The 15,272-nt window shown below is 65.7% G+C and carries 14 protein-coding genes; 7 read left to right on the top strand and 7 right to left on the bottom strand.

Annotated elements, in window-relative coordinates:
* Positions 1–145 precede the first annotated feature (145 nt).
* Entirely contained in the window at positions 146–775 is a 630-nt protein-coding gene (locus AB0C34_RS19565; RefSeq protein WP_357074538.1) for a LysE/ArgO family amino acid transporter, read from the top strand.
* Positions 776–784: 9 nt separating this feature from the next.
* On the opposite strand, the gene AB0C34_RS19570 is transcribed toward AB0C34_RS19565, so the two are convergent.
* On the bottom strand, positions 785–1,591 hold the full coding sequence (locus AB0C34_RS19570) for an LLM class flavin-dependent oxidoreductase (protein ID WP_357074541.1): 807 nt from the start codon (positions 1,589–1,591) through the stop codon (positions 785–787).
* Between the two features lie 379 nt (positions 1,592–1,970).
* Between AB0C34_RS19570 and AB0C34_RS19575 the strand changes: the two genes are divergently transcribed.
* Positions 1,971–2,987 carry an NADP-dependent oxidoreductase gene (locus tag AB0C34_RS19575; protein ID WP_357074543.1) on the top strand — a complete coding sequence of 339 codons (1,017 nt, stop codon included), beginning with the start codon at positions 1,971–1,973 and terminating at the stop codon, positions 2,985–2,987.
* Between the two features lie 111 nt (positions 2,988–3,098).
* On the opposite strand, the gene AB0C34_RS19580 is transcribed toward AB0C34_RS19575, so the two are convergent.
* On the bottom strand, positions 3,099–3,923 hold the full coding sequence (locus tag AB0C34_RS19580; RefSeq protein ID WP_357074546.1) for an SAM-dependent methyltransferase: 825 nt from the start codon (positions 3,921–3,923) through the stop codon (positions 3,099–3,101).
* 444 nt (positions 3,924–4,367) lie between these two features.
* Between AB0C34_RS19580 and AB0C34_RS19585 the strand changes: the two genes are divergently transcribed.
* Positions 4,368–4,646: a hypothetical protein gene (locus AB0C34_RS19585; protein ID WP_357074724.1), complete on the top strand. Its 279-nt coding sequence runs from the start codon at positions 4,368–4,370 to the stop codon at positions 4,644–4,646.
* Positions 4,647–4,715: 69 nt separating this feature from the next.
* Here AB0C34_RS19585 and AB0C34_RS19590 read toward each other — a convergent pair whose 3' ends face one another.
* On the bottom strand, positions 4,716–5,618 hold the full coding sequence (locus AB0C34_RS19590; protein ID WP_357074549.1) for an acyl-CoA thioesterase domain-containing protein: 903 nt from the start codon (positions 5,616–5,618) through the stop codon (positions 4,716–4,718).
* A gap of 582 nt (positions 5,619–6,200) precedes the next feature.
* On the opposite strand from AB0C34_RS19590, the gene AB0C34_RS19595 reads away from it, so the two are divergent.
* Positions 6,201–7,523, top strand: coding sequence for an aromatic acid/H+ symport family MFS transporter (locus AB0C34_RS19595; protein ID WP_357074552.1), 1,323 nt, complete (start codon positions 6,201–6,203; stop codon positions 7,521–7,523).
* A gap of 145 nt (positions 7,524–7,668) precedes the next feature.
* On the top strand, positions 7,669–8,517 hold the full coding sequence (locus tag AB0C34_RS19600; RefSeq protein WP_357074555.1) for a PaaX family transcriptional regulator C-terminal domain-containing protein: 849 nt from the start codon (positions 7,669–7,671) through the stop codon (positions 8,515–8,517).
* 83 nt (positions 8,518–8,600) lie between these two features.
* Here the strand turns inward: AB0C34_RS19600 and AB0C34_RS19605 are convergent, their stop codons facing one another.
* From AB0C34_RS19605 to AB0C34_RS19620, 4 genes are all read right to left on the bottom strand, one after another.
* On the bottom strand, positions 8,601–10,985 hold the full coding sequence (locus tag AB0C34_RS19605; RefSeq protein WP_357074558.1) for a bifunctional salicylyl-CoA 5-hydroxylase/oxidoreductase: 2,385 nt from the start codon (positions 10,983–10,985) through the stop codon (positions 8,601–8,603).
* Between the two features lie 61 nt (positions 10,986–11,046).
* Positions 11,047–11,478 (bottom strand): acyl-CoA thioesterase, encoded by a 432-nt coding sequence (locus AB0C34_RS19610; RefSeq protein ID WP_357074562.1) that lies wholly within the window; start codon positions 11,476–11,478, stop codon positions 11,047–11,049.
* Complete coding sequence (locus AB0C34_RS19615) at positions 11,475–13,091, bottom strand: AMP-binding protein (protein WP_357074565.1); 1,617 nt, start codon at positions 13,089–13,091, stop codon at positions 11,475–11,477. The genes AB0C34_RS19610 and AB0C34_RS19615 overlap by 4 nt, the downstream gene beginning before the upstream one ends.
* Positions 13,092–13,409: 318 nt before the next feature.
* Entirely contained in the window at positions 13,410–13,814 is a 405-nt protein-coding gene (locus AB0C34_RS19620) for a RidA family protein (protein ID WP_357074568.1), read from the bottom strand.
* Between the two features lie 142 nt (positions 13,815–13,956).
* Between AB0C34_RS19620 and AB0C34_RS19625 the strand changes: the two genes are divergently transcribed.
* Together AB0C34_RS19625 and AB0C34_RS19630 are read left to right on the top strand one after the other, a co-directional pair.
* Positions 13,957–14,829, top strand: coding sequence for a fumarylacetoacetate hydrolase family protein (locus tag AB0C34_RS19625; RefSeq protein WP_357074571.1), 873 nt, complete (start codon positions 13,957–13,959; stop codon positions 14,827–14,829).
* A complete protein-coding gene (locus tag AB0C34_RS19630; RefSeq protein WP_357074574.1) occupies positions 14,826–15,263 on the top strand; it encodes a cupin domain-containing protein in 438 nt (145 codons plus the stop codon). Before AB0C34_RS19625 ends, AB0C34_RS19630 begins: the two co-directional genes overlap by 4 nt.
* Positions 15,264–15,272 lie beyond the last annotated feature (9 nt).

A 15,272-nucleotide genomic window follows, 5' to 3' on the forward strand; every position in this document is an offset into this window, starting at 1 on the left:
AGGTCCCGTCGGTGATCGCGACATCGAGTGCGCAGCCGGTCGAGTCGAACGCCCACAGTAAGTATTGGTAATGACGAAGCTTAGAAATCGTAATGATTGGGAATAACCTTCAGCTTGTCTGGGTATCTACCCAGCTTTAACGTCCATGCGCGTGAGTGTTTCTTCCGCGGCGGTCGCGGCTGCGTCCGGTTTGGGCTTCGGCCTCTCGCTGATCGTGGCGATAGGTGCACAGAATATCTTCGTGCTGCGCCAGGGAATCAGCGGCAGGCATGTCCCCGCGGTGGTCACGGTGTGCGTGGTGTCGGACATCGTGCTGATCGCGGCCGGGGTCGGCGGGTTCGGTCTCATCGTCGAATCTGCTCCGCAAGTTGTCGCCGTGGCGCACTACGCGGGGGCGGCATTTCTGATCGGGTACGCGGCGCTCGCCGCGCGGCGGGTGTTTACCTCCGCCACGTTGATCGCGGAATCCGCCAGGGCCACCGTCGCATTCGATGCGACCGTGGTCACCTGCCTGGCGCTGACGTGGCTCAATCCGCACGTCTACCTGGACACCGTGGTACTGCTCGGCTCCTTCGCCAACACTTATGCGAGCCCGGATCGCTGGTTTCTCGGCGCGGGGGCGATGCTGGCCAGCGCGCTCTGGTTCACCACCCTGGGTTTCGGCGCTCGGCTGCTGCGACCGCTGTTCGTCAATCCGCTCGCCTGGCGGGTGCTGGATTCGGTGATCGCTATGACACTGCTGGCCCTCGGCATCGGGCTGTTGTGCAGCGTGTGATCGGCGCGTTCAGAGCTGCGCTTTGACCTCAGCCGCGAATTCGTAGTCGGCACGCCAGTCCGCGCCGGTCGGAGCGAGGATGACTCGCGCGACGCCCGCGTCCGCATACGCGGCCAGCCGTTCGGCCGCGTGGCCGGGATCGGTCGCCAGCGGGGGTGCGACGATCGTGACAGCAGCTGGGCGTCGCCCGTACTCGTCGGCCAGCGCCGCCAGTTCGACCACGCACGCGGGTACCTGTTGTGGCTCCAGGCCGATGGCAACCCAACCGGAACCGTAGGCGGCGGCCCGACGCCGTGCCCGGGGTCCGTCGCCCGCCACCAGGATCGGCGGCATGAGCGCCCCGGGCGACAGGGTGACCTCGGTCCCGTCCGACAATGCCGTCGGCAGCCCTGCGACGAGGTCGGGCAGTACCCGCAGTGCGTCGTCCGTCCGACGGCCGCGCTCGGCGAACGATGCCCCGGCTGCCCGCCACCCGATATCCCCGTGCGCCGGATTGCCGGTGCCGACGCCGAGCAGAAGGCGATTACCGGAGACGTACTGCAAGGCGGCGATCTGTTTGGCGGCCCAGGCGGTGGGGCGCAGCGCCAGCAGCAGGACGCTGTAGCCGATGCGGATGTGCTCGGTTGCGGCGGCGGCGGTCGCCAGCACCACGGTGCTGTCCAGGATCGGTGCGCTGGCGACGAGATGATCGGTGGACCACACCGAGTCGAGCCCGATCTGCTCGGCGAACCGGGCGCTCGCCCGCACGTCGCCGAGTATGGGATGCGCGGGGTCAGGGGTCGAGGTGGGCAGAATGGCACCGATTTCCAAGGTCATGTCCTCGACGCTACGAACGTCGGGCGAGCATGCCAATGCTCGGACAACTCATCTCGATGTCCCGGACACTCATGCCGATCCGCTGGCTCGTCCTCGGTCAGATGTGTCGCGCGCGAGTCGATCTCGCGCCTTCTACGCGCGCGGCAGGAAGCGATGCCCGGGGTCCTGTAGACGCCCGCAGCGAACAATCGGCCTCGGCGCGGATATCGCCGACGCTTGTCGTTCTTGTCCGCCGCGATAGCGGTCGGGTGACCGGTCGGACGCTGGGGACGACGGCGGGCCTGGTTCTCGGGCCGATGGCGTCGCCCTGGTGATCGCCCAACGCGCGAGCGAGTGCGGGGTGCGGTATGTGCCCGCCGCACCGGCTAGGGTGACCTGCATGGTCGAGTCGACGCGAATCGTGCTTGCTTCCCGGCCGGTGGGTGCGCCTACCCCGGAGAACTTCCGTATCGAGACCACCAGGCTTCCGGCTCCGGTCGAGGGCGAGGTTCTGCTGCGCACGCTGTACTTGTCACTCGATCCCTACATGCGCGGCCGGATGAGTTCGGCGAAGTCCTACGCCGAACCGGTCGAGGTCGGTGCCGTGATGGTCGGGGCGACCGTCGCCGAAGTGCTCGAATCCCGTGCCGCCGCGCTGGCGAAAGGCGATGTGGTGCTGGCCTATTCGGGGTGGCAGACCCATGATGTCGTGTCGGCTCGCCGTGTGCGCAAGCTCGACCCCGGAGCGGCTCCGGTCTCGACGGCGCTCGGCGTCCTCGGTATGCCGGGATTCACCGCGTACGCGGGCCTGCGCGAGATCGGCCGACCGCAGCCGGGTGAGACGCTGGTGGTCGCCGCCGCCACCGGACCGGTGGGGTCGACCGTCGGACAGGTCGCCAAGATCAAGGGCGCGCGCGCCGTCGGTATCGCGGGCGGGCCGCGCAAGGTCGCCTACCTGAACGAGCTCGGCTTCGACAGCGCGCTCGACCATCACGCCCCTGATTTCGTGCAGCAGTTGACGGCGGCTGTTCCCGACGGCATCGATGTTTACTTCGAGAATGTCGGCGGCGCGGTGGCCGACGCGGTCTATCCGCTGCTGAATACCTATGCGCGCGTGCCGGTCTGTGGCCTGATCGCCAATTACAACGCGTCGGGGGCGCCCGAAGGGCCGGATCGGCTCCCCGCCTACTACGGCCGCATTCTCACCAAGAGTCTGACCGTGCGTGGATTCATCCAGTCCGAGTTCGTCGACGATCTGTATCCGGACTTCCTGCGCGAGATGGGTGAATGGGTCGCCGCCGGCCGTGTTCGCTATCTCGAGGACGTGGTGGGCGGTTTGGCCGCCGCGCCCGAGGCGTTCATCGGCATGCTCGAGGGCCGCAACTTCGGCAAACTCGTCGTGAAAGTCGCCGACTGAAAGGTCTTGTTGGTCTGGATCGGTCGGTCCGGTCCGCTGCTCGACGACGGCGCCGACACCGCCGATCAGCAGGACGATCGACGGTTCGGCGGATCGCCCACGGCGCGACGATCAAGGCTTCCGGCCGACACCTGCCCAAAACCAGGCCGGATCCGGATCGACGCGGTCGCAAGAGTCCGGACGCCAAGCGGTCACCGGCACGACACCCGGCTCGACGATGTCCGTTCCGGCGAACAGGGATTCGGTCTCTGCACGAGTGCGCGGCCGGAAGACGATACCCGCCTGCTCGATGGTGGCCACGACCCGCGCCATGACACGCTCGTCGAAATCGGCGGTGGGATGGGTGATCACCAGATAGCTGCCGGAGGGTACCGCGTTCAGGAGTGTGCGGATGATGCCGTGCGGATCGTCGCCGTCGCGGAAGTACATCATGATCGCTACCAGCATGATCGCGATCGGCCGGTCGAGGTCGAGCGTGCTGGTCAGGGTGGCGTTGCCCAGGATGGAACGCGGATCGTTCAAGTCTGCTTGGATGAACGCGGTTTCGCCGCGGGGATGGCTCGCCATCAAGGCGCGCGCGTGCGCGAGCACCACGGGATCGTTGTCGACGTAGACGACGCGTGCGGACGGATCGACGCGCTGGGCGATCTCATGGGTGTTGCCCGCGGACGGCATACCGGTTCCGATGTCGAGGAACTGGTCGACCCCTGCCGCGTCGACCAGGTGACGAATCGCCCGGCCGAGGAATGCGCGATTGGCGCGGGCCATACCGCGGATGGCGGGAATATGCGTGGCGATTGCGTCACCGAGTGCGCGATCGGCGGGATAGTTGTCCTTGCCGCCGAGCCAGTAGTCGAAGACACGTGCCTCGTGGGCGGCGCTCGTATCGATTCTCGGCGGTGACCCGGTAGTCACCTGTACATTGCTGTTCGGCATCCGGTTCCCTCCTGAGTGGCGCCGCGTGTGCTGCCCGCGCGTCACCTGAGCCGTCCCGACTATCGACTTTGCACTATAAGTTTCCTCTCTAATGCTAGTCCGGCGAAACCTCGGTGTGTCGCGATCGGTTGCCTCTCGGTCAGACCCTGCCTCGGTGCGGCGCATTTCGGGCGATCGGAGTGGCAGTGTCTGCGGCTGTGCGTCGAGTCGTGGGGGACAGCGGTGTGTCGCCGGGATTACTCCCCCCTGATGAGGTTCAATCGAGCCTGTCACGAGTTTTCCCAGGGTCCATGTGGAAAGCAGGAGACGCCCATGACACGAGACTGTCGAGTCCGTAGATAGCGTCGCAGTACCCGTGGCGCGCCGAATTCCCGGCTGCGCGATCTTTCGCTCGAACTGCCTCCGGCATCACCTGAGCATGCGAAAAGGAGTACGAACGTGAGCATGATTCTCGCCGCGCTACACGACACTGTGATCGCGCAGTTCGAAGATCCGACTGCGGAAGCGCCGCCGCTAGCCGACAAGCTGGAGCAGATGGGCCGGTATTTCACCTGGATGGTTCAGCTGTCCGGTATCACCGCGATCACCTATGGCGGCGGCCGATTCGCGTGGGAGAAGTGGAATGGCGGCGGCCTTCAGTCGCCCAAGATGGTCGCGGGCGCCATGGCGGGCGGCGCGGTGGCGACCAGTGCGGGCACGATCATGAACGCCATCATCGGCTGATCCGCGGCGTGGACTCCGAACCATCGACCCGGCGGGGTTCGCCTCCGCCGGGTCGATCCCGTCAACGGCTCAGGGGGTGCGGATCATTCCCTCCTGGAGCACCGTGGCGAGGTGTCGTTGGTCGCGAGTGAAGAAGCGGCCGGAAGCCAGGCCGCGGCCCGCGTCGGCGGTGACCGCCTCCTGGACATAGAGCAGCCAATCGTCGACCGGTCCCGGACGGTGGAACCACATGGCGTGGTCGAGGCTGGCGGTGACCAAGTCGGGCTTGGCCCAGGGTAGGTCGAGGACGCGCAGCACTGGTTCCAGGATCGTGTAATCACAGACATAGGCGAGCGCGGCTTGGTCCCGCTGGGCGTCGGTCAGACCGTCGACGCGCCGCAACGGATCGAACGGCTTCACCCATACCGCCTGGTGCGCGACCTGCTCCCCCTCGACGGCGAGATAGACGGGGCCGGGCACATGCCGCATGTCGAAGCTGCGACCGCGGGACCAGTAGGCCTTCGACTCCTCGGTCATCGATCCACCGGTACGGTCCGCTAGGTATTCCTCCGCACTGGGCAACTCGTCCGGCCTGGGGATGGTCCGGTCGAACTCGGCCGTGAACGTTTCGCCGGGTTCGCCGGCGGCGAAGTTGGCCAGACAGGTGTAGATCGGCTTGCCATTCTGGAAACCGCGGACCTGCCGCGTGCTGTAGCCGCGTCCGTCCCGCAGTAACTCGACCTCGTAGCGAATGTTCGCTCCGATGTCCGCCGGACGCAAGAAGTAGCTGTGCATCGAGTGCAGGGTCTTGCCGTCGGTCACCGACCGCATCGCCGCTGCTGCCGCCTGAGCGACCAGGTCACCGCCGTATGCCTTGGGCCATGGGCACGGTTGGGTCGTGGCGGTGAAGGCGAGGTCGAAGTGTTGCGGCTCCGTCGGGGTCAGCGCGAGGGCGGCGGTTAAGGTCGCGGAGGTCTGCGTGGTGTCGATCATCAGCGCTCCAGCCTGTCGTGCAGGGTGCGGACGCCGGGCCGTGTGCCCCGGCGACGGTCGCTGTCGAGAAGGTTTTTGCTGAGCTCAGGGCCCATGGTTCGGCTCCGTTCGGTCGTGGCGGGTCGGGCAGAAAGCCCCGCGCTTATCACGCATTCTTCACGATCGTAAAATATCGTCAATGTTATGGCGGTGGCGGCGGGGGTTGGCGTCGAGCTGATCGCCGCTCTGGGGGTGTTGTCGACTCCAGCGTTGACCTTCGCCATCCTGTCGACGAAGTCCCGGAGCCTCCGGGATCGTCGAACGTGCACATCCAGCGATAGCCGACATGGCTGACGTGGGCTGTCGTCACGCAATGTCGCCTGCGGGAATTCTCGGATTCCACCGCGCGCCGAACGGTTGCTGTGTTAAATGTCTATTGCGTATCCCTTACGTTGGTAAAGGATGCGCAATACTATCCGCATCCAGCTCCACCCGTTCGCCTTCGGCGCCGTCGCCGCGTAGTCGCCGTCAGCCCGCAGCCAGACCCCCGCCTTCATCGCGACGATCGACCGATCAGGCGAACTCTTCGATCTCAGGGAAATCATGAACGACAACACCAAGCGCCGCACCGGCTTTCCGATACTCGCGCTGTGCTTCGCCACCATCTTGTTCGATGGGTACGACCTGGTGGTATACGGCTCGACCCTGCCCACCCTGATCGCGTACGACAGGTGGGATCTCGATGCGTCCACCGCGGGCGTGATCGGCAGTGCGGCACTCGTGGGAATGCTGCTGGGGACGCTGACGGTAGGGGCGGTCACCGAGCGACTCGGTCGCAGGCGCATCCTGCTCGGTTCCATCGCCTGGTTTTCGGCCTGCATGCTCGCCACGGCGGCGGCGCCGAACGAGATCGTGTTCGGTGCGCTGCGGTTTCTGACCGGCATCGGTCTGGGCGGTGTCGTTCCCACGTGCATCGCACTCACCGTCGAGTTCGCACCCAGATCGCGTCGCCAGATCGCGAACGCGGTGATGTTCAGCGGATACTCCGTCGGCGGAGTGATCGCGGCGATTACGGCAATCGCACTGCTGCCCGAGACCGATTTCCGAGTCCTCTACGCCATCGGCGCGCTTCCCCTCATCACCCTCCTCCCGCTGGCGTATCGGCTGCTACCCGAGTCGATCTCCTATCTCGCCGCGCACGGCCGAACAGCCGAGGCACGAGCGACGGCGGCCCGCTACGGCGTGGTGTACGACGACGTGGTGGAATCCACGCCGCGCGATTCCGCAGCCGGTGACGGCTCGGAACATGCGTTCGTGCAGCTGTTCCGGGCGCGTTGGCTGCTGTCGACCCTGCTCTTCGCCGGCCTGAACTTCTGTGGACTGCTGCTGGTCTACGGGTTGAACACCTGGTTGCCGCAGATCATGCGCAGCGCCGGATACGCACTCGGCTCGTCGCTGGCTTTCCTTCTGGTACTCAATGCCGGTGCTGTGCTCGGCGCGATCGGAGCATCTTTCATCGCGGATCGGGTCGGGATCAAGCGCGTGGTCGTGGCCTGCTTCTTGCTGGCAGCGGTAGCGGTCTTCATGCTCGCGCTGCACATGCCGCAGGGAGTGTTGTTCGGGCTGGTCGCACTTGCCGGGCTGGGCAGTGTCGGTACCCAGATACTCAACGGAGGGTTCTGTGCCACGCACTATCCGCAGCATCTGGCGCCGACGGCACTGGCTTGGTCGCTCGGCATCGGGCGTATCGGCGCGATCACCGGTCCGACGCTCGGCGGTTTGATCGCAGCGCGGAAGTTGGGCTTCGAGGTGAACTTCTACGTGTTTGCCGCGGTGGCGGTCCTCGGTGCGCTGGTGGCGATCGCGGTACCGCGGCATCGCTCTCCCGTGCAAGCGACAAGAAGGCAGGCGGTGACGGTCGAGTAGCACCTGATTGGTTTCGGCGATCGCGGTACACGTTCGATCGAACACTGGAGCTGCGCTTGCGGTTCCAAGACTACGATCGTGTACCGCGCTCGCGGCCGATGAGTGGCCTTTCCTCGGTACGACTACCGTGACGTATGGTGCAAATATGACGACAGAGCTCGCAGCGTCGCAAGTCGGCCGGGACACTCGCCTCGCTCAGTTGATCATCACGCTATTCGGCGTGTGCGCACGGGCAGAAGGCAATTGGCTCTCGGTCGCCTCTCTCGTGGCGCTGATGGCCGACCTCGGGTCCGAGGGGCAGGCCGTGCGATCCTCGATCTCCCGTCTGAAGCGCCGCGGCGTGCTCACCAGCGGGCGCCACGCCGGCGCCGCCGGCTACTCGCTGTCCGATCCGACGTTGGAGGTGCTCGCCGAGGGCGACGTGCGCATCTTCCACCGTGCCCGCGCGATAGAGGAGGACGGCTGGGTGGTGGCGGTCTTCTCGGTCCCGGAGTCCGAGCGCGACAAGCGGCACGCGCTGCGGTCGAGTCTGACGCGCCTCGGCTTCGGGACGGCCGCCCCCGGCGTCTGGGTGGCGCCGGGAAACCTGGCCAGGGAGGCGCGGCACACACTGGAACGACTCGGTCTGTCCACCTACGTGGACATGTTCACCGGCCAGCACATCGCGTTCGGTGATCTACGCTCGAAGATCCACATGTGGTGGGACCTGGACGAACTCACCGCGCTGTACGCGGACTTCTTGACGACCTACCGTCCGGTGCTCTATCAGACGACGGCCGGCCGGATGACACCGCTGGAGGCGTTCCAGATCTACGTTCCGATGCTCACCCAATGGCGACGGCTCCCTTACCGCGATCCCGGCATCCCGCTGACGCTGCTACCACCGGCCTGGAACGGGGAGGCTGCGGGCGCGCTGTTCGACCAACTGAACGAGGCACTGAATTCGCTCGCGCAGCAACACGCTCTCACCGTGATCCATGGGAAGCGCACGTAGAACTCCTGCGTCCATGGCCGAAACCGCTGGGGGCCATGTCGCGACGGCGATCCGGGTGACCCCTCAGCGGTTCTCGGTCCGACTCAGCGGCTGGCGACGGCTTTCCTCGGCTGCCACCGCTGGCTCGGCGCGCTCGGGTGGGCGGTGTCGCGCACCAACTGCAGGCGCGGCGGCGGGCCGTCGGTGCGGCCGGTCGGTGGCTTCCGATTACCGGCGCGGAAGGGGGCCGGCCACTCGGCGGCCTCGCCGCGGTAACCCTGCTCCACCGCGGCGTGCAGCGTCCACTGCGGATCCCACAGGTGCCCGCGGCCGATGGCGACCAGGTCGGCGCGGCCGGCCAACAACACCGAGTTGACGTCGTCGTAGGAGGAGATCGCACCGACGGCGACAACCGCGATGCCGTGCTGCACGCCGATCTCCTGTCGGATCCGGTCCGCGAACGGCGTCTGATAGCTCCTACCGTAGGCGGGCTTCTCGTGCTTGACCACCTGCCCGGACGATACGTGCAAGACGTCCACGCCGTGTTCGGCGAAGGCGCGCGCGATCTCGACGGCGTCGTCGATCGTATTGCCACCTGCCGCCCAGTCCATAGCCGAAATCCGCACCGATAGGGGGCGGTCCGCGGGCCAGACCTGTTTGATCGCGTCGAAGACTCGCAGCGGGAAACGCAACCGGTTCTGCAGTGACCCGCCGTATTCATCCGTGCGCTGGTTGGTCAGCGGTGACAGGAACGACGACAGCAGATACCCGTGAGCGCAGTGTAATTCGAGTAGATCGAAACCGGCGCGTGCTGCTGCCCTGGCCGATTCGACGAATTGCGCAGTAATTTCGTCCAGCTCGGCGACCGTGATCTCACGGGGCGTGCGGCTGTCGGGCCCGTACGGAATGGCCGACGGGGCGACGGTCTCCCACTCACCGGTCTCCAAGGGCTCATCGATACCTTCCCACATCAGTTTGGTGGCACCCTTGCGACCGGAGTGTCCGAGTTGCACACCGATCTTCGAGCGCGTCCTGGTATGGACGAAATCGACGATGCGGGCCCAGGACTGCTCCTGTTCCTCGGTGTAGAGACCAGCGCATCCCAGCGTGATGCGGCCTTCGGCCGATACGCACACCATTTCCGTCATCACCAGGCCCGCGCCACCGAGCGCCTTGCTGCCCAGGTGAACCAGGTGGAAATCCGTTGGCACCCCGTCGACTGCGGAATACATGTCCATGGGCGAGACCAGGATGCGGTTGGGCAATTCGACATCTTTGAGCCGTAGTGGATAGAACATCGGTGGGCGAGCGGACTCGACATCGGCGGCCTGCGCCGACAGGTACCATCCGTCGATCGCGTCGACGAAACTGTCGTCGCGCAGCCTCAGGTTGTCGTAGGTGATTCGGCGGCTGCGGGTGAGCAGGTTGAAGGCGAATTGGTCGGGATGTTGATCGGTGTACTGGGCGATGGATTCGAACCATTCCAGGCTGGCCTGCGCGGCGCGTTGCACCGATTCGACCACCGGCCGTCGCTCGGTTTCGTAGGCTTCGAGTCCCGTGGCAACGGACTGGTTTTCGTGCAGGCACGCGACGAGCGCGAGCGCGTCCTCCATGGCCAGTTTGGTACCCGACCCGATGGAGAAGTGTGCCGTGTGCGCCGCATCCCCGATGAGCACGATGTTGCCGTGCCGCCAGGTTTCGTTGCGGACGGTGGTGAAGTTGATCCATTTGGAGTTGTTGGCGTGCAGCGTGTGCCCGTCCAGTTCATCGGCGAATATCTCCGCCAGCAGCGCGATCGACTTCTCGTCGCTCTCCCCGGGGGCGTAGTCCCGGTCGGCGAAATCGTGCAGACCTGCGCTGCGCCATACCGATTCGTGCATCTCGACGATGAACGTGCTCTGGCCCGCGCTGAATGGGTACGCATGGACCTGCATGATTCCGTACGGTGTGTGCTTGACGAAGAACTCGAATGCCTCGGACACCCGATCGGTGCCCAGCCACATGTATTTGTTGGGCCGGGGATCCAGGTTCGGACCGAAGATCTCACTGAATCGGGAGCGCACAGCGGAATTGATTCCATCGGCGGCGAGGACGAGATCATGCGTGGCCGCGAGGTCCTCGACATCCGGTGCGGCCGTACTGAAATGAATCGTCACGCCGAGATCGGCGCATCGCCGCTGAAGTATGTGCAGCAGTTCCTTGCGGCTCATCGCCGCGAAGCCCTGCCCGCCGGAGGTGCGGACCGCACCGCGGAAGTGGATGTCGATATCGCTCCAGCGGGCGAACTGGTCGGCCATCGTCCGGTAGATGTGCTCGTCGGCGTGTTCGATACCGCCGAGGGTTTCGTCGGAGAACACGACACCGAACCCGAAGGTGTCGCCGGGCGCATTGCGCTCCCAGATCGTGATGTCGTGGGTGGGGTCGAGCTGTTTCATGAGGGCGGAGAAATACAGACCCGCGGGTCCTCCGCCCATTACTGCGATGCGCATGGGAGCCTCACGCTTGTGGGATGGAATTCGGTGGAATTTCGGTCGGGTGAGCACCGGTCTTTCATCCGGTGTGCGGCGTCCACGTTTCCTGGAGCGCGGCAGCGACATTCGTCGGCCATGGTTGGGCGCCGGCGGTGGGGTCGGGTGCATAGACCGCGATCAAAGTGCCCCGCGCCGCGATTGTCGCGGGACTCGGTTCGGCCTGTCCGGCCGCCGGAATCCTGGTGACGACGAAGTCGTAGCGCACCGATGAAGTGCCCAACTTGCCCACGGTCAATTCGATCGACGCGGTGTCGCCGAACCACAACCGGTCGACATAGTCGACCTCGTAGCGAACCCGCGGGATCTGACCGAAGAGCCACTGGAGGCCGAAGCGGTTCAGCAGCGCGGCCTCCGCGGCCTCGACCCAGCGAATAACGGTGCCGTGGTGATAGTGCCCGGCCGCGTCGGTGTCCTGCCAGTCGACCAGGCGTTCGATAACGGCCCGGGTCATCGCGTGGCACTCCAGCGTTCGCGGATCTTGAACCGTTGCACCTTGCCGCTCTGATTGCGCGGCAGGCTGTCGACGAACTCGATGCTGCGGGGATATTTGTAGGGTGCCGCGGTGGCTTTGAAGAAGCCCTGCAATTCGCGAGCCTTGTCCGGATCGGGACGCACGCCGGCCCGGAGCACGACCGCGGCGTGCACGATCATGCCGCGATCGGCGTCCGGTATCCCGATAACGCCACTTTCGACCACGTCCGGGTGTTGGTCGAGGACGGCCTCGACTTCCGGGGCGCCGATGTTGTATCCGGCCGAGACGATCATGTCGTCGCTGCGCGAGTGATACCAGAAGTATCCGTCGGCGTCACGGGTGTAGCTGTCCCCGGTCATGTTCCAGCCGTTGCGGACGTAGTCGCGCTGACGCGGATCCGCGAGGTACCGGCATCCGGTCGGGCCCTTGACCGCCAGCAGCCCGGGTGTGCCATCCGGGACCGGGTGTCCCTGCTCATCCTGGATCTCGGCGCGGTAGCCCGGAACCACTCGGCCGGTGGAACCGGGCCGGATATCGTCGTCCGCAGCGGAGATGAAGACATGCAGCAACTCGGTGCCACCGATCCCGTTGATGATCCGCAGGCCGGTGCGTTCGTGGAAGTTCGTGTACACGACCTCCGGGAGGTGTTCGCCCGCCGAGACACAGCGGCGCAGGGACTTCACCCGTTCGAGGTCATCACGTTTGAGCAGCGCCTTGTAGGTGGTCGGCGCGGTGAACAGCACCGTGACCGCGTACTTTTCGATAGCGTCGACGAGCGTGTCCGGGTCGGTCTTCTCGGGCAGCACCACCGATGCCCCGACGCGGAGCGGGAAAACCATCAGCCCGCCGAGGCCGAAGGTGAACGCCAGTGGCGGTGTTCCGATGAAGACGTCATCGCGCCGCGGCGCCACCACATACTCCGAGAACGTGTCGGCATTGGCGAGCACGTCGCGGTGAAAATGCATCGTCGCCTTGGGAATGCCCGTTGTGCCGGAGGTCGGCGCGAGGAGTACGACATCGTCGGCGGCGGTCTCGACATCGGTGAACAATGTGGGTTTGGTCGCGGCGCGGGCGGTGAGATCATCGGCGGTCGGCCCGCCGACCGGGACAACCGGCAATGCGGGATCGGCGGCGGACAATTCGTCGAGCAGCCGGCTGTCGCAGAGTGCGAGCAGGGGGCGCGTCAACTCGATCAGCTTCGTCAACTCGGGTGCGCGCAGCAGCGGCATGGTTGTCACCACCACCCCGCCCGCTTTCACTATCCCGAACCAGCAGGCGATCAGCCACGCGGTGTTGGGGGCACGCAGCAGCACCCGATTACCGGGAACCAGGCCGAAGTCGCTGGTGAGCACGTGCGCGATCTGGTTCGCGCGGTCCAGCAGGTCGCCGTAGGTCCACGTTTGGTCGGCGGTGTGCAGGCACGGTTGCTCCCGCCCGTGGGTGGCCACCGTGGTATCGAGCAGGGCGGTCGCGCAGTTGAGCCGGTCCGGGTAGTGCAGCCCGGGCAGGTCGAAGACGAAATCGGGCCAATCTGTGGCGGGCGGGAGATTGTCCCGGCAAAAGGTATCCGTGTAGGCGGAAGGTGTGAGCATAGGGTGAGCGCTTTCGGAACTGTGGAACCAGGAAGGCTCCCATTGGCATCGCATTTTGTCGACGACCGTCGCATGGTCGGGATGTTGGTTCATCGGACCAGCCCGGGATGTCAGGGGTAGGGCGCGGTATTGAGGTTGATGGACATATTCCGTTGATATCGGCGTATGCGGCCCTGGCACGGCGTCTCGGGCCGACATCCGATGGCCGGCGGCGCTGCCGGGCTGCGCCGTATCGATCCCGGTCACGCGCTCACCGACCTGGTCGGCCGACAGCGGTTGCGAACGGACTCGGCTGTCGTACCGGAACCTGGACCAGGCTCAGTCCGACGCGGCGGTCAGCGCGGCTACGGCTTGGATCTCGACCAACGCGTCGGGCTGCCACAGCGACGTGACGCCGATGCCGGCCATCGCCGGATATTCGGTACCGGCCAGCTCGCGCCAGATGCGGCCGATCTCCTTGCCGTTGGCCTGATACTCCGGAATGTCCAACAGGTAGATCGTAACGCTGAGGAGGTTCTCGGGCTTGCCGCCGGCCGCCTGGAGTGCGGTGAGCACGTTGGACAACGCCTGACGGAACTGTGCGAGGAGTCCACCTTCGACGATCATCCCCTCGGCCGTGAGGGCCGTCTGACCGGCCAGGTGAACGATGTCGCGATAGCGCGTGGCATGCGCGAATCCCGAAGGCTTCGCCAGGGTGGGCGGGTTGATCCGTTCAATGGTCATGGCGCCTCTTTCTCGAGCGGACCCGCACATGGCGAGCCGATTCTTCGAAGGGTTGGTCCGTGCAGAATATGGTGATATCCTGACTGCCGTCAATTGAGCGCTATATTACGCGTTCCTGATCGACCCCTGGAGTGCACCTGCGATGCGTTTGCGCACAGTTCTTTCCGACGACGGCGGCAGTCGCGCCGAAGTGCAACTCGACGGGAGGTGGCGCGCGACCCTTGCTCGGGATGTCGGCACACTGGTCACCGCGCCGAACTGGCGGTCCGGGCCGACGCTCGCCGCCCGCCAGCCCGCGAGTGAGGGACGGTCGGCGCCCTTGGTGACCGCGCCGGCCAAGATCGTGTGCTGCGGCCACAACTATCGGGCCCACATCGCCGAGATGGGCGCGTCGAGCCCGCAATTCCCCACCCTCTTCGCGAAATTCGCAGACACCCTCACCGCGTGGGACGCCGACATCGCTCTTCCGGGCCCCGCCGATGCCGTGCGGCTCGACTGGGAAGCCGAGCTCGCGGTGGTCGTCGGAGCGGTGCTCAGCGATGCCGATCCCGAAACCGCGTCGGCGGGCATTGCCGGGTATACCGTCGCCAACGACTTCTCCGTGCGCGGCTGGCAGCGCCGGACCTCGCAGTGGTTGCAGGGCAAGGCATTCGACGCGACCACGCCGCTCGGTCCGGACCTGGTCACGCCCGACGAGATCGATCCCACCGCCGGTTTGCGCATCACCTGCCGGGTCAATGGCGAGATCGAACAGGTCGGATCCACCGACGACCTAGTCTTCGCTCCGGCACATCTGCTGTCCTACATCTCCGAATTCACCACGCTCCGACCCGGTGACGTCGTGCTGACCGGAACGCCGGGCGGCGTCGGCATCGCCGCCGAACCGCCCCGGTTCCTGCGCGCAGATGACGTGGTGGAGACGGAGATCGAAGGAATCGGCTTGCTTCGCAACCGCATCACCCCGCATCGCACCGAGATCAACTCCGCAGAGCGGAACGGAAAGGAAACCCGATGACCGACGTTGCCAACACCCGGGTAGTTCCCATCGTCACCCGGGCCGGACAGGAAGACACCGGAACCGCCCAGTCCGGCGGCGCCGTCCGGATATCGGGCGTCAGCCCGCAGCACACGCCGGCCACCAGGATCTGGTACGGCAAGGTGACCAACGATCCCGGCTACCGGTCGCTGCCGCACCACCACGGCGAGGCGGAGACCGGCGGCTATGTGCTCACCGGGGTGGCGCGCATCTACTTCGGCGAGAACTACGAGGAATACGTCGATATGAGCGAAGGCGACTTCGTGTTCGTGCCGCCGTTCATGCCGCACGTCGAAGTGAATATGAGCACCACGGAGAAGTTGGTGTGGCTGACCTGCCGCACGCCCGACAATATCGTCGTCAACCTGCCGGACGTCGACGACTCGATCCTCGAGGGATACCGGCGCGCCTGAGGGCAACGA

It is taken from the genome of Nocardia sp. NPDC049220 (genome assembly GCF_040647855.1).
Taxonomy (GTDB): domain Bacteria; phylum Actinomycetota; class Actinomycetes; order Mycobacteriales; family Mycobacteriaceae; genus Nocardia.